We start from the raw sequence: 14,262 nt of genomic DNA on the forward strand, positions 1-14,262 counted from the left end.
TCCCGTCAGGAGAAGCGGTAGGCGCTGAATGGTGTGAGGTTCTGTTTCGTCGGGTGCCCGGCAACCATGTCTGCAATCAGACGTCCAGTTGTTGCGCCTAATGTGAGACCGAGCTGGCCGTGGCCGAATGCCATAAACACGTTCTGCAGACGACGTGAACGGTCGATGATGGGTTTAGTGTCTGGCAGGAAGGGACGATAGCCAACGCCATACTCGACATCGTCCGTCTGGAGTTCCGGTAACACCCGCTTTGCTTTTTCAAGGATGATGTCGGCGCGCCTGAAGTTCGGTTTCGCGTCGCGTCCAGCGAATTCAATCGTGCCGCCAATCTGAAGGCCACGCGTCATCGGGCTGAAGCAGAAGCCTCCGTCCGCATAGATTGTGGAATGACGGATTTCGACGCCCGGATTCGCAAGTACGGCCTGGTAGCCTGCAATACCCTCGAGCGGGATGCTGACACCTAGTGCGTCGAAAAACCGTCGCGAACCGATGCCAGAGGCCACAACAACCGCACTGGCCTGCACGCGTTGGCCGTTTGCTAGCGTGACACCCGTTGCTCGCCCATTCGACTCGTCGATGCGGGTGACCTCCGCGCGAATGCGCCGACCACCCTGGGCAACGAAACTTTCCGTGAGCGCGGCAACGAAGCCCTCTGTGTCGCTGACCGCTCGCCAGTCAGGAAAGAGCAAACCGTGAGCGAAGCGTCCTGCCAATGCGGGCTCAAGGTCACCGATTTCTTTTGCGTTCAGCCGCTGCGATTTGAAGCCGAGGGATGTGCGCAGGTCGAGGTGTGGTTGCTCGTGGGTGATGCCCGCTGGATTGTCGAAGACTTCAAGAATCGGACGCTCGCCCATCAGGGTCTTGTCCTCACAGGCATCAAGCAACGGTGCATAGTCGGCATACACGTCGTGCGTGAGCGTCGCCATTGACTGCGCAATGTCGACAATCTTCGAATGGCGCGCGCACATGAGAAAACGGAAAAACCACGGCACGATGCCCGGCAGTGCACTTGGGCGCAATGCAAGAGGACCTTTCTGGTCCATCAACCAGCCAGGTACCTTCATCAAAATGCCGGGTTTCGACAACGGGATGATTTCGCTCACCGCCATCTGGCCACAACTCCATTTCGCCGTACTGTTGCCTGGCGCTTCGGGGTCAACCAGCGTAACGGCGTAGCCACCGCGCTGAAGATAGAGTGCGCAGCAGACTCCGATGATGCCGCCACCGACGACAGCGGCGGATTCCTGCACTACAGGAGCCTGGCTGGCCGTGAAAGAATCACGAGGAACGGCGTTCACTTGGAGAACTCCTGCAGGTCAAAGCCATGCGCGTAGGGTTGCGAGTCATCGACGTAGTGCTCCGAACGCCCAGTCATCCAGGCGCGTCCCTCAACACTCGGCAGCACGGCATCGATACCACTTTTTAACTTCAGCGTAGATTCAACACGGCCGATAAAATGGCTACCGATGAGGCTTTGATGGGTGAAAGTCTCTCCTTGCTGCAGCAGCCCCATTGCATGGCGCTGAGCCACGCGCGCCGACGTGCCCGTTCCACAAGGCGAACGGTCAATCAGGCTGTCACCTGCGATGACGACGGCGCGAGCATCGGCGTCCTTCGAAATCGGAGCACCCGTCCACATACAGTGCTTGACGCCGCGAATGTTCGGGTTGTCGGGGTGAACAACATCGACCGTGTGGTTGACCAAGACCTGCATCTGGCGGCCGCAATCAAGCAGTTCCTCGGGGGAGAAATGCTCGCAGCCAGGGAAGTTCGGCTGCACCTCGACTATCGGATAGAAGTTGCCACCGTAGGCAATATCGATGGTCAGTTTGCCGAACCGCGGATGGACCACTTCCACATCGCGATACAGCAGGAAGCTCGGTACATTTGTAAAGCGGACGGAGGTCAAACGCCTGCCTTCCGTCTCATAGTGAGCGGTAAGCTGCCCGGCAGGCACATCGACAACGACCTTGCCGGGCGACTTCGGATGAACAAGACCTGCTTCAAGTGCGAACGAAATGGATCCGATTGACGCATGCCCACACATGGGGAGGCAACCAGACGTCTCTATGAAGAGCAGGCTCATATCCGACCCAGCAGACAATGCCGGATAGAGGATGGTGCCCGACATGTGAGAGTGCCCGCGGGGCTCGAGCATAAGAGAACGACGAATCCAGTCGTACGTCGCGACGAACTCTTCACGGCGCTCGTTCATCGACTTCCCCGTAAGCTGAGGCGCGCCGTCAATCACCATGCGGACTGGCATGCCCTCTGCGTGCCCTTCGATGCACCTGAAACTATGTCTCGTCATTCCGATGTCTCGTGAAAGAAATGCGCCTACGGAATGTGTCCGTCGGCGCGCGTGCGTCAGACCTGGGCGGCCTCAAAAACAGCGCGGAACGCTGTCTTTTCTTCGTCCGTGAGCGGCTTGAGCGGCATACGTGCAGGACCGACCTTGAAGCCGGCGAGTTCGCAGCCGTACTTCACCTTCTGCACAAACTTGCCTGCTTCCATGGTCGCCATAACCGGAAACAGAGAACGCATCACGTCCTGCGCGCCGCGGATATCGCCAGCGGTGAACTTGTTGTAGAAATCAACCACAGGCTTCACGAAGCAGTTTGCCGGACCGCAAATCCAGCTGCTCGCGCCCCAGAGGAAGAAGTCGAGCGCCTGGTCGTCCGAGCCGCACGACAGTTGGTAATTGTCCTTGTACTTCTCGCCGATTTCGACGGCGCGCAACAGGTTGCCGCTACTTTCTTTGATGCCGATGACGCGCGGGTTGTCCTTGAACGCGTCCAGCACGCCGAAGCCCACTTCGACATTCGTGCGAACAGGGTAGTTGTACAGGACGATGTCGACGTCCGGAACTGCTTTCAGGATGGCTTCGTAGTGGCCGATAAGCTCTTCCTGCGACGGCAGCGCGTAGTACGGCGGAGCAATGAGAACGTTCTTGTAGCCCGCGTCGCGGACCAGTTGGACCTGTTCGATGACTTCGCGCGTGCACGAGCCGTTTGCGCCGCCGATGAGCATGCCGCGATCACCCACGACTTCAAGGACCGTCTTCAGGATGGCGCGTCGCTCGTCGTGCGTAAGCGCGTAGTATTCGCCCGTCGAGCCCAGCGGAACGAATCCACTGACGCCAGCCTTGAGCTGGAACTCGAGGATGGACGCAAGCGTGTCGTGGTCGACCGCACCGGACACATTGAACGGGGTGACGAGTGCGGGCAGGATACCTTTCATCTGCATTTGAGTTACTCCGACAATCAAAAATACTGTTTGGGTTAATAGGCAAAACGTCTGAGGAAGCGCGATTCAACCAGCCCGACCAGACGTGTCAGCGGGAACGCGACAAGGAAGTAAATAATTGCAACTGCGGTCAGGAACTCCACCGGCCGAGCCGTGCTGTTGGAAATGCTCTCTCCAACAAACATCAGGTCTGCGACACCCACCGACGAGATGAGCGCGCTCTCCTTGAACAGGCTGACAATGTTCGAAAGGAGCGGCGGAACCGCCCTGAGCAGTGCCTGTGGAAAAATCACATAGAGAACCTTCGCTTGCGGCGTGAGGCTGAGGGCGGTGCATGCGTCATGCTGTTCGGCCGAAATTGATTTCAGGGCTCCACGGAAGGTCTCGCTCGTAACCGCCGCCATGTACATGGTCAGTGAGATGACGACTGACAGGTACGGAGGAATCGGTATCCGGAAAATAACCGGGAAGCAAAAGAAGACCCAGAAAAGCTGAATCAGCAGTGGCGTGCCGCGGAAGAACTGGACATAAAAAGTGGTCAGCCCTTTAACCCATGGTGTCGGCGACATCCGCAGCAGGCTCAACATGAATCCTGCGAGGCTCCCTATCACTGCACAGCTGCTTGTAAAAGCCAGCGTAACGCCCAGCCCCTTAAGCAGGACGTGCCAATAGGGAAAGACGGCAAAAAAGTTGAGGCTCATGTTCAGTTCCTTATCGCTGCATAGCCGCGTCCTGCCGGCGCTCGACAAGATGCACTAGCTTCGAGATGGGCAAGGTTAGTGCAAAGTAAATCAGCGCCACGACGGAGTAAGTCTCGAGAGGACGATAAGCTTCAGTCGCGAGACTCTTGGCGACGTACATCAGGTCAGCAACAGCAACGATGGCAACCAGAGCACTTTGCTGAAGACTGCCGATGCCGTTGGTCATCAGAACAGGCATCGCATTTCGCAGGGCTTGTGGCAGCACGACGTAGAACGTACGCTGCCAGGGACGCAGTCCCAACGCAACGCACGCGTCGAGATGCTCCTTGGGAACTGCCTGGACACCGGCTCGATACGCTTCCGCGTTGAAGGCAGTGAGATTCAGGCCGAGCGCAAGCACGCCCATAACGATGGGGTCGATGAACACATCTGCGAGCATCGGAATGCAGTAGAAGAACCACACAATCTGCAGCAGTGCGGGTGTGCAGCGGAAAAACTCGATGAAGAGCTGAGCCGGCCATCGAACGACTGCCCAGCGGCTCATCGCCAAGAGACAAAGAAGGAAGCCCAGAACAAGGCCCATGGCGTTGGAGGCAATAGCCAGCTCCAACGTCACCCTGAGGCCAGAAAGCAATGCCCCAACACTGCCTTCAAGAAAACTAAAGTCAAAGTGGTAGTTCATGGCTTTAACCTCAGTCGAGATGCAGAACTTTCTCGAGGAACTCGCGAGTGCGAGCCTCTTTCGGACACTTGAACATTTCGGCAGGTGCGCCCTGTTCCACGATTTTTCCGCTTGCGCAGAACACCACACGAGTGCCGATATCACGCGCAAAATGCATATCGTGCGTGACGATAATCATGGCCATCGTCTGTTCAGCCAACTGCAGCATTACGTTCTGCACTTCAACGACCATTTCCGGGTCGAGTGCCGACGTGACTTCGTCGAACAGCATCAGCTTTGGCTCGAGCATCAATGCGCGGGCGATTGCAACGCGCTGCTTCTGACCGCCGGAGAGCTGGCTCGGATATGCATGCAGCTTGCTTTCCAGCCCCAGCCGGGCGAGATATATCCGCGCACGCTCGGTGGCCTCTGCTTTCGACAGGCCGCCAGCCTTGACGGGGGCGAGAATGAGGTTGCCGAGCACCGACAGATGAGGAAAGAGCGTGTAGTGCTGAAACACCATGCCGATTTGCTTCTGGAGCTTGGCGTCAATGCGTTTTGCACGTCCTGCATCAGCGCCTCGAATGTAGGGCTGGCCCCGGAAGCCAATCTCGCCACTTTGAATTCCCTCGAGGCCCATCATGACGCGCAGCAGGGAGCTTTTTCCGCTTCCGCTAGGGCCGATGATGACAAGGCGGTCGTCAGCACGCATGTCGAGGTCCATCTTGTCCATGACGACAAGGTTCTCGCCGTAAGACTTGTACACCTGGCGAAACTGGACGAAGTCTCCGGTTGTGGAGACGGGAACGTCATGGACGGCGGATTGTCCGTTGGGTTGAATGGCCATGGTTTGGGGTGACAACATTGAAGTCTCTCCAGCGAAGCGCGTGCGATGCGCCTGAATAAGTAAGCGAGCCAAAACTGACGGTCTTCAAGCAACTCCGGCCGAGGCGCTCATGTCCGGCGGCTGGTACCCGGCAGGGAGGGTTTCGGGCGGACCGCCCTTCACCATACATCTCGCCGCGTGCTACATTGCATTCTTCGGTGTATGCAGCGTTGCACACAGTTTAGGCAGCTGAAATTTGCACTGTCAACCTCTATTCGAGGTTTTCAGGGAAACCGCTCAGGGGGTTAACCCGCAGCACAGAATTGCCAGTGATTTCTTGCTGCTGAGGGCCCATATCGACAGCAATTCAGGCAAAAGTGAAAGGTTGAAAAACACGTCAGCTGCGGCCGCTCCATGCTCACTGCATCGCTGCGATGCCTGAGAGACGGTGCGTGCTAAGGTGCGCAAAGAGGCCTCCGCTGATGCGAAAGCCTTTAATTTAATTTAGAACTTGTGACGGATACCCAGCCGCACTACGGTCTGGCGGGCGCTTCCCGGTGCCTCCGTCGCGGTGGGCCCGATTGCGTAGATGCTCGCAAAGGTCGCATCCCCGGCTGCCTTCTGGTAAATGGCCATTGCGAATACGTCCGTGCGCTTTGAAAGGATGTAATCCAGCATCACGTTAAATTCGTGCCATTTCGGATGCAGGTCCCCGGTTGCGGAAGCTTGATTGCCGCTCGTGAAATAGTAGCCCCCGGACAAAAGGACGCTCGGTGTGAACGTGTAGGTCGCGTTTACTTCGTAATTGTCAAGTCGCAGGTAGCTGGAAACGATGGGGCCTGACTTGATGCCATCAAGCACCGTCCGGGCCCATGACGCTGCCAGCTTCACGGGGCCAATCGTGTACGTTCCACCCGCACCGTAGATGCGCTGACGGGCTGCGACGAACGGAGCGTCTGCATTGGATGAAACAGCGCCATCGGCGTTTGTGCCTGGATTATCCAGTTGCTCGAATGCCGCGCCGAGATAGATAGGCCCGTTCGCATAGGAACCCCCAACGCTATACGCACGGTTTTGCTTGAACCCTCCGGCCTGATTACTCATCCCGTACATCGTTCCGAACGTGAAACCACCCAGGTTCGGACTCGTGTACTTGACGGAATTGTTGACGCGGAAGTCGTTGCCGATGTTGTCACTGTCGAACGGATGGCACATGTATCCGCCGCCGTAGGTGCCGCACGAAGTCAGCGGATAAAGGTAGTCAACAACCGGGTCGTACTGACGACCGAGGGTAACCTTACCCCAAGACTGCCCCGACATCCCCACCCAGGCGAGGCGCCCGAATATCCGGCCACCTTGGCCGAGATTGCCGTTCGCCACGCTAAAACCATTCTCGAGCTGAAAGATAACCTTGTTCCCAGCCCCGATATCCTCTGCCCCCTTCAGGCCGAATCGACTTGCCTGCGGAGGGCCATCGGACAACATAAACGCGTGCGCACCGTTGCCGGTTTTGAGATTGCTCACGTAGTTGAATCCCGCGTCGATAATTCCGTACAAGGTGGCGCCGCTCTGAGCGTTGGCGACATTTGCGAGCATCATTGCAATAGCAGCGCCAAACAGCCGTGAAGCTTTCATATCGGACTCCTCAATATATTGTTTAAATCAGCTTGCGTTACGAAGACCCAACCTGCAGGAGACCTGCCGCACCATGCACGGAGTCGACATCTGTTGCCGCCTCCGACAGCAGCACCACCCTGAGGAACCGCCGGCCTCGCTTCCACGAACCGCCCGGCTAACAGCGCTCTCAGATATTCAAACGCTGCAGTGTATACATCAAAGTGTGCAACTTGCGCCGATTATGTCGCCCAATTTTCGACAAGGTCAAGCGAACAAAAACCGGATAGGTACCGCTCGAACCGAAGTGTCGCGATATATCGGGTTAACGCGGAGGTGAAAAACCGGTGGCGACCCAAAAAACAGTTTACTTGTCGAATTTTAGTCGACAAAATGATTGCAGGAAATCCGGAAGGCCCAAACGGGATGCAACGGATAGCACAGGGATGGCTCAACCCTCGAAAAACCGATGCTGGTTGTGCCGTGAGACGAGGTGACAAGGAACGTTCGATGAAGAAGCCCAACATTGTGTTCATCATGGCCGACCAGTTGACGGCTTACGCGCTCCCTGCGTATGGCAACAAAGTCTGCAAAACGCCGCATCTGGACAAGCTAGCGTCTGAGGGCACCGTTTTCGAGCACGCATACTGTCCGTACCCGCTCTGCGCGCCATCGCGCTTTGCTTTAATGAGTGGGCGCCTGCCTTCCCGGATTGGCGCTTACGACAACGCGGCCGAGTTTCCCGCGTCCGTTCCCACATTCGCTCACTACCTTAGGGACGCCGGCTATTACACGTGTCTGTCCGGCAAGATGCATTTCGTCGGCCCCGACCAGCACCATGGGTTCGAGGACCGTCTGACCACCGAAATTTACCCCGCGGATTTCAGCTGGACGCCGCTGACTTATGACGAGGTCGGCGACCCGGAGCACCCGGAAACGCATGTCAAGACCCAGGGTGTGTCAAGCGTTGAAACGGTCGCCGACGCGAATGCCGTCGCGCGGTCACTCCAAATCGACTACGACGATGAAGTCGCCAGGCGTGCGGTTCAGCAAATCTACGACTGGCGTCGATATGGTGACGGTCGCCCTCTATTCATGACAGTTTCGTTCACGCAGCCTCACGACCCGTACGTCTCGACTCCCGAGTTCTGGAATCTCTACAAGGACGAGGAAATCGACGAGCCTCGCGTCGCCGAAATTGAACTCGACAAGATGGACCCCCATAGCCGCGGCCTGTACTTTCACTACGGTCTCGACAAGTACAACGTGACTGACGAAGTCTATCGGCGCGCGCGGCATGGCTACTACGCTATGATTTCCTATATCGACCAGCGCGTGGGAGAACTACGGGCGGCCCTCGAAGCCACCGGGATGGCAAAAGACACGATTCTGATGTTCACGTCGGACCACGGCGACATGGTTGGCGAGCGCGGTCTATGGTTCAAGAAAAACCTGTTCGAACCCGCGCTATCCATACCGCTCTTCTTCTACGACCCGCGCGCAAAGGGTCCCGGACGCGTAAAGGCCCCCGTATCACTCGTCGATGTGCTCCCCACTCTGGTTGACATTGCTAATGGAGACGAGAAAGCCATCGTGACGGCCTACGAAGGCAGCAGCCTTCTGTCTTTGATGAAGAAAGATGAGCCCGACCGGGTGGTTCTTGCTGAGCACCTTGACGGCGGGACGAAAGCTCCACGCGTCATGGTGCGAAAGGGAAAGTACAAGCTGGTCTATTCCAGGGCGTATCCTTCCCAGCTTTATAATCTTGATGCAGACCCGGGTGAGGTCAATAACCTCGCCGACGACCCGGAGGCTCGCCCCATCCTCGAAGAACTCAAGACGATTCTGGCGGAAACGTGGAACCTTGAAGACCTTCGGGAAGAAGTCGCGGCCAATCAGCGAACTAGGCAGTTCCTGATGCGCTCGCTGCAGACTGGTCGGGTTATCGACTGGGAAACTTATCCGAATGCGGTTCGCGACCACACGAAGTTTGTTCGTCGCGGAGAGTATTTCCCCGAGGTAGAACAGCGGTCGTACCTGAGATTGCCCGACAGCGATTGAACACGGCCCGGCGACCCAGATAGTCGGGAAGTCCTGGAAGGCTCTCCGCAATCTTCCCGAACAAACCAGATTGACTGCGGTATCCAATCAAAACGAAGCATGCTATGAACACTCTCCTAACTGACGACGAGCGCCGAGGAAAGGTAACCAGCACCAAAACGGTGTATCAGACGCTTCGCACCGAGATTCTGAACCTTGCGCAACGACCAGGAAGGCTTCTTGACGAGGCAACGCTGGCCGACCGGTTTCAGATGTCCCGTTCCCCGATACGCGAAGCGTTGATTCGGCTGGTCGGCGACGGTCTCGCAGTCGTGCTTCCCAACCGAAGCACGATTGTGTCGCCAATCGAACTGGAGGCGTTCCCGAAGTACGTCGAGGCGCTCGGTATCGCTCATCGCCTGAACTGCAGACTCGCCGCGACAAATCGTACGGACGAGGATCTGGTCATGATTGCGGCTGCTAACAAGGAATTGCTCGAGACAATCGCAACAGGTGACTATCTCAGCGTTTCTGCGGCCCACAAGAACTGCAATATGGCGACAGCGCGTGCAGGCCGGAATCCCTACCTGGCTGCGTTCTATGAGCGCCTGCTCGACGAACGCCGTCGGATGTTCAATCTGCACATCGAGCACCTGGGACAGACACACGATGCGAATCAGTTGTATCAACAGCACGAGATGATGTTGAAAGCCATCCGCGCCTGCGAACCCGACCTGGCAGACAACCTGGCGCTGGAACAGACAAGGCACTTTCGGGAGAGCTTTTTCGAATTCATGCGAAGCGACCAGGTCTCTGAGGTTGACCTGAGCAAAACCGTCGAGGGGTCATGAGGTGCCTGTTCTGGGTCGGCTGGTTGACGTATTGAACGCGACATCCGGCGGTTGTCGCCTTTAACAAGCGGGTTACGTCAACTGGAGGTACGGGCTTCAGACAGTTTTGTTAGGACGACATTTTAATTTGTCGGATTTCCAGTCAAATATTGCCAGGTGAAGAAGCTCAATGCACTGATGTGCACCATTCGAACGGATTGATTGACCACACCATCACTTTCTTTTTTGGGGTCGACATGTTAGGTAACTCTCGCTTGACTCTTGGTGCCGCAGCATGTGCGGCATTTCTCTCCGCTGCCCTCGCAAGCATGCCGGCCAAGGCCGATGATGCAAACACGTGGCAAGCCGTCAAAAAGGCGGGCGTACTTCGCTGTGGCGCCGCTGTCGCACCTCCCTATGTTATGCGCGACCCCAGTACCGGGACGCACAGCGGATTCTTCAGCAGCCTGTGCCGTGACTTCGGTGAGAAGATTCTGAAGGTCAAAGTGGAGTTCGTTGACACTACGTGGGACAACATCGTCGCCGGCTTGCAGTCGGAAAAGTGGGACCTCTCCATGGCGCTCAACGACACGCCTGCCCGACGGGAAGCCATCGATTTTTCCGCTCCGGCCATCGACTACAGCCTGTCGTTCGCGTACAACAAGAAGAATCCCAAGTTCGCGGGAGGTATCCACTCCCTTGCCGACATCGACAAGAAGGACATCAGAATTGCCGTCATGTCTGGCACCGCCGCGGACAAAGCCATTACTGCTGCCCTGAAGCAGGCAGAGATTGTTCGCTTGCCGGGGGACGATGAGGTACGGCTTTCCCTTCTTTCCCGCCGAGCAGATTTGGTTGCAGACCCGAGCATCACGAACATGCTTCTTACGCAGGCGCACCCGGACTGGGCAGCAGCGTTCAGCCCAACGCCCCCACTCGCGCACCAGAACGTTGCGTTTGGTCTTCGCAAGGGTACTCCGCCTGCGGACGTTGCAGTTCTCAACGACTTCATTGCGTCTCAGGTGAAGTCTGGGTCGGTCGACAAGCTTGTGAAGGCTTCGGTTCAACAAATGCTCGACGCCGCAAAGTAACAACTTCCGTATTCAAGCCGCCAACGACCTCTAAAAAACCCCGTTGGCGGTCTGATTGGAGACTGATTGAACAGCGCCCCGACGAGAGCGCATAACTCGAGGCCACTCTGAAGCCGCAGGTAGCCGAACAGTCATTGAAATGGGCTGGGCTGCAGCGCCATGCAAATGGAACAGGGAGAGAGGACTTGCGCAACTTGTACGCATCGCAAATGGAACGGCGCCGCGATGCCGGCAGGGCCATCGCAGCGCTCGGTGTATTACTTCTCTATGTGTTACTTGTTCGAGGTGAGCATGGCCTGGACCGATGTCTTGATGAGGCGATTGACGGCGCCCGATTTGACCTGCTCATTGACGTACTTGTTCAGGACGGCGATGTCAGCCGCAGGCGTCTCTTTCCGAACGCCGAATGCGACTTCCTGCTGAGCAAGAGGCGGGGTCGGCTGGACGGTGGCCGCCCATTCGGGATGCGCCTCGGTCAACAGCATGTTAGTGATGTTGGCGTCAGCAAGAAGGTCAGCGCGTTTCGACATGAGAGCAAGACGCGTCTCATCGTTGCCTGGCAAGCGCATGATTTGAGCCTGTTTGATAACTGCCGAAATAGCCTTGTCTTGCGCAGTTCCTGACATGACCGCGATAGTCACGCCCTGCTTGTCAATTTCCGCAACAGTGTGAGCACCCTTCGGAATTTTCGGGTTGTTCTTGTTATAGACGAACGAAACGTTGTAATCCGTTGCCGGCACCGAGAAGGAAATCGCCTTTTCGCGGTCCGGTGTGTCGTTCAGCGCCATCGAAAGGTCCCACTTTTCCGACTGCAGACCTGCAACGATGTTGTCCCACGTGGTGTCGACGAACTCGACCTTCACCTTCAGGACGTTCTGTCCGAAGTTTCGGCAAAGCTCGGAGAAGAAGCCGCTGTATTCCCCGGTCTTCGGGTCGCGCATCACATACGGAGGCGCGACCGCCGCGCCGCATCGCAGGACACCTGCCTTTTTCACGCTCTGCCATGCGGAGGAGTCGTCAGCGCGAGCCGGCACACTGGCAATGACGCAACCAGCGGCAACCAGACACAACAAAGCTTGACGGGTAAAACGAGACAGCCGAACCATGATGACCTCTCAAACAAGGGGAATCCCGGCGACGAACATGCGTACGTCACACAACTATGTGTGCTTAGATGTGTGCATCTGTGTATGCATAATAGGAAGTCAAAATTCGACTTGTCAACTAGGCGATTGCCCTGGCCTTCCGGGCGAAGGCCGACGCAAAAGCCGGGCGGTAGAAGCGGAGGCGGCAAAGCAGCGCGATGCACCGTCTGGCACAGGCACTGACGTTGTGGGACGGCACCATGCTGCAGACGCTCTCGGATATGGCACTGAGGGTGTGTGATGCGGGCAGCGCGGGCATCGGCCTAGTGGAAACGGACACCGACGGCACGCCCATCTTCCGCTGGGTCGCGGTTTCGGGTGCATGCCTTGCCGCCGTGGGCAGCACCATCCCGATAGCGGAGAGTCCAGGCGGCGTGACGCTTGAACTGGCAACGGGGCAACTCTTTTCCTTTCCCTAGCGCCACTTCGCCTTTCTGAAACACATTGCCCCCGAGATTATCGAAGAACTGGTCGTACCGATTCCGGGCGAACCCGACCCGTGGGGCACCCTGTGGGTGATGTCTCACGACAGGGAACGCGTTTTCGATACCGAGGACCGTAGAATCCTCACCAGTCTCGCGAACTTCACCTGTGCAGCGCTCACGATGACCCGGGCAAAGGCCGACGCCGAAGCGCGCGCGTCAGAGGCGGAGGCATCAAGGAATGCTCTGACTCTCGCCGAAAGCACGCAAGGACGACTTCATTGCGTTGCTGAGCCATGAACTGCGCAATCCTCTCGCACCCATTGACAGTGCCCTGACGGCCGCACGAAAGCTCGCTACAGATAATCCCGCCGTGTTGTCTGCGCTCGGCATCGCCGACAGGCAGATGCGGATACTCAAACGACTCGTCGGCGACCTGCTCGACGCGTCCCGGATAAGGCATGGAAAGCTCTCCACTCGCCCTTCATACGGGCTGCTCCAGGATATCGTGGCCGATGCAGTGACGGCGATGAAAGCCGACGTCAAAAACGGTGAGCACCGCATCCATGTGACCATTCCGCCGTTTCCGGTGACCGTTCACGCCGACGCTGCCCGACTCACCCAGGTCATATCGAATCTGCTGACGAATGCAGTGAAATACACCCCTCCCGGCGGCGACATCACTTTGTCAGTCGAGGCACCGGACCTGAGCATCGAGCCGATACACGATTCATCGCCCCGCACTGCGGTCATCACGGTGAGGGACAACGGCGCGGGCATTTCGCCGTCACTGCTGCCACACGTCTTCGAGATGTTTGCCCAGTCGGCGTCAGCACGCGGAAAGGCAGAAGGCGGACTCGGAATCGGACTGGCGGTCGTGAAGCATCTGGTTGCCGCACACAACGGCACGGTTATCGTTGCGAGCGACGGTGAAGGCCAAGGGACGGAAGTCACCGTGCAGCTCCCCATTGTCTGCAAAAGCACGAGTGCCCCAGTCGCGTCCGCGACACGCACCATGGCACCGGCTCGCATCCTTCTCGTGGACGACAACGCAGGCGCCACGGCGGCGCTCGGCACATTGCTGGAGCTGGAGGGGCACGAGGTGAAGCGGGCACAGAGCGGACCCGACGCGCTCTCGATAGTGGAATCATTCACGCCGGACGTTGCGCTGATTGATATCACGATGCCAGGGATGGATGGCATCGAGCTCGCACAACTACTTCGCCTTCGCGCCCAATGCTCCCTGACGAAACTGGTCGCATTGACCGGCAGCACCGATGCCCCAGGCAGACCTCAGATTGATGAGCGGATATTTGACTGCCATCTCATCAAACCGCTGTCGCTCGATAACCTCGCGGATGTCATGCGCTCATGGCGTCGCGGTCGGCGGAAAGTGTCGATGGGGACGGCATCATTCCCGGGCAGCGCTAATTCCGCCGACTCACTGGTTACGAAAATCTGGCACAGACGTTGGGACGCGACCCGACATCGTAAAGACTGGCACCGCTCGTGACACATCGAGGACGGCATCCGGAACATATAAAGGAGGCTACCCCTCACGGGACATGCCATCGCCCCGAACGGCCAATATGCCGTCGGCGGGAGTATTGTGCAGGGAACAAAACTCATCAAGGATTCCCGCATCGTCGCCAGCTTCGAAACCGGGGGCGAAGCGCATGCCCCAGG

13 protein-coding genes are annotated in these 14,262 nt (G+C 57.5%); 5 read left to right on the top strand and 8 right to left on the bottom strand.

From position 1 onward, the window contains the following. Nucleotides 1-5: 5 nt before the first annotated feature. The 7 genes from OKW26_RS34125 to OKW26_RS34155 form a co-directional block, all read right to left on the bottom strand. On the bottom strand, nucleotides 6-1,298 hold the full coding sequence (locus tag OKW26_RS34125; RefSeq protein WP_429356387.1) for an NAD(P)/FAD-dependent oxidoreductase: 1,293 nt from the start codon (nucleotides 1,296-1,298) through the stop codon (nucleotides 6-8). Then, a complete protein-coding gene (locus tag OKW26_RS34130) occupies nucleotides 1,295-2,311 on the bottom strand; it encodes a 4-hydroxyproline epimerase (protein ID WP_184060948.1) in 1,017 nt (338 codons plus the stop codon). Before OKW26_RS34130 ends, OKW26_RS34125 begins: the two co-directional genes overlap by 4 nt. A 56-nt stretch (nucleotides 2,312-2,367) precedes the next feature. Continuing rightward, nucleotides 2,368-3,246: a dihydrodipicolinate synthase family protein gene (locus OKW26_RS34135; protein ID WP_429356388.1), complete on the bottom strand. Its 879-nt coding sequence runs from the start codon at nucleotides 3,244-3,246 to the stop codon at nucleotides 2,368-2,370. Between the two features lie 35 nt (nucleotides 3,247-3,281). Then, nucleotides 3,282-3,947 carry an amino acid ABC transporter permease gene (locus OKW26_RS34140; RefSeq protein ID WP_184060946.1) on the bottom strand — a complete coding sequence of 222 codons (666 nt, stop codon included), beginning with the start codon at nucleotides 3,945-3,947 and terminating at the stop codon, nucleotides 3,282-3,284. A gap of 10 nt (nucleotides 3,948-3,957) precedes the next feature. Further along, complete coding sequence (locus tag OKW26_RS34145; RefSeq protein WP_184060945.1) at nucleotides 3,958-4,629, bottom strand: amino acid ABC transporter permease; 672 nt, start codon at nucleotides 4,627-4,629, stop codon at nucleotides 3,958-3,960. Nucleotides 4,630-4,639: 10 nt separating this feature from the next. After that, the gene (locus OKW26_RS34150) at nucleotides 4,640-5,473 is read right to left on the bottom strand and encodes an amino acid ABC transporter ATP-binding protein (RefSeq protein WP_184060944.1); all 834 of its coding nucleotides are present in this window, start codon (nucleotides 5,471-5,473) and stop codon (nucleotides 4,640-4,642) included. Between the two features lie 465 nt (nucleotides 5,474-5,938). Continuing rightward, nucleotides 5,939-7,069 (bottom strand): porin, encoded by a 1,131-nt coding sequence (locus OKW26_RS34155; protein ID WP_260321173.1) that lies wholly within the window; start codon nucleotides 7,067-7,069, stop codon nucleotides 5,939-5,941. 489 nt (nucleotides 7,070-7,558) lie between these two features. On the opposite strand from OKW26_RS34155, the gene betC reads away from it, so the two are divergent. From betC to OKW26_RS34170, 3 genes are all read left to right on the top strand, one after another. After that, nucleotides 7,559-9,109, top strand: a complete 1,551-nt coding sequence (betC, locus tag OKW26_RS34160; RefSeq protein WP_429356389.1) for a choline-sulfatase — start codon at nucleotides 7,559-7,561, stop codon at nucleotides 9,107-9,109. 104 nt (nucleotides 9,110-9,213) lie between these two features. Then, entirely contained in the window at nucleotides 9,214-9,939 is a 726-nt protein-coding gene (locus OKW26_RS34165; RefSeq protein WP_184060942.1) for a GntR family transcriptional regulator, read from the top strand. Nucleotides 9,940-10,136: 197 nt separating this feature from the next. Further along, nucleotides 10,137-11,009: a substrate-binding periplasmic protein gene (locus OKW26_RS34170; protein WP_260321172.1), complete on the top strand. Its 873-nt coding sequence runs from the start codon at nucleotides 10,137-10,139 to the stop codon at nucleotides 11,007-11,009. 272 nt (nucleotides 11,010-11,281) lie between these two features. On the opposite strand, the gene OKW26_RS34175 is transcribed toward OKW26_RS34170, so the two are convergent. After that, entirely contained in the window at nucleotides 11,282-12,115 is an 834-nt protein-coding gene (locus OKW26_RS34175; protein WP_184060941.1) for a transporter substrate-binding domain-containing protein, read from the bottom strand. Between the two features lie 239 nt (nucleotides 12,116-12,354). On the opposite strand from OKW26_RS34175, the gene OKW26_RS34180 reads away from it, so the two are divergent. Together OKW26_RS34180 and OKW26_RS34185 are read left to right on the top strand one after the other, a co-directional pair. Continuing rightward, nucleotides 12,355-12,573: a hypothetical protein gene (locus tag OKW26_RS34180; RefSeq protein WP_429356390.1), complete on the top strand. Its 219-nt coding sequence runs from the start codon at nucleotides 12,355-12,357 to the stop codon at nucleotides 12,571-12,573. A gap of 289 nt (nucleotides 12,574-12,862) precedes the next feature. Beyond that, nucleotides 12,863-14,089 (top strand): hybrid sensor histidine kinase/response regulator, encoded by a 1,227-nt coding sequence (locus tag OKW26_RS34185; protein ID WP_429356391.1) that lies wholly within the window; start codon nucleotides 12,863-12,865, stop codon nucleotides 14,087-14,089. Nucleotides 14,090-14,262: the final 173 nt, after the last annotated feature.

The organism is Paraburkholderia sp. 32, assembly GCF_050435345.1.
Taxonomy (GTDB): Bacteria; Pseudomonadota; Gammaproteobacteria; order Burkholderiales; family Burkholderiaceae; genus Paraburkholderia; species Paraburkholderia tuberum.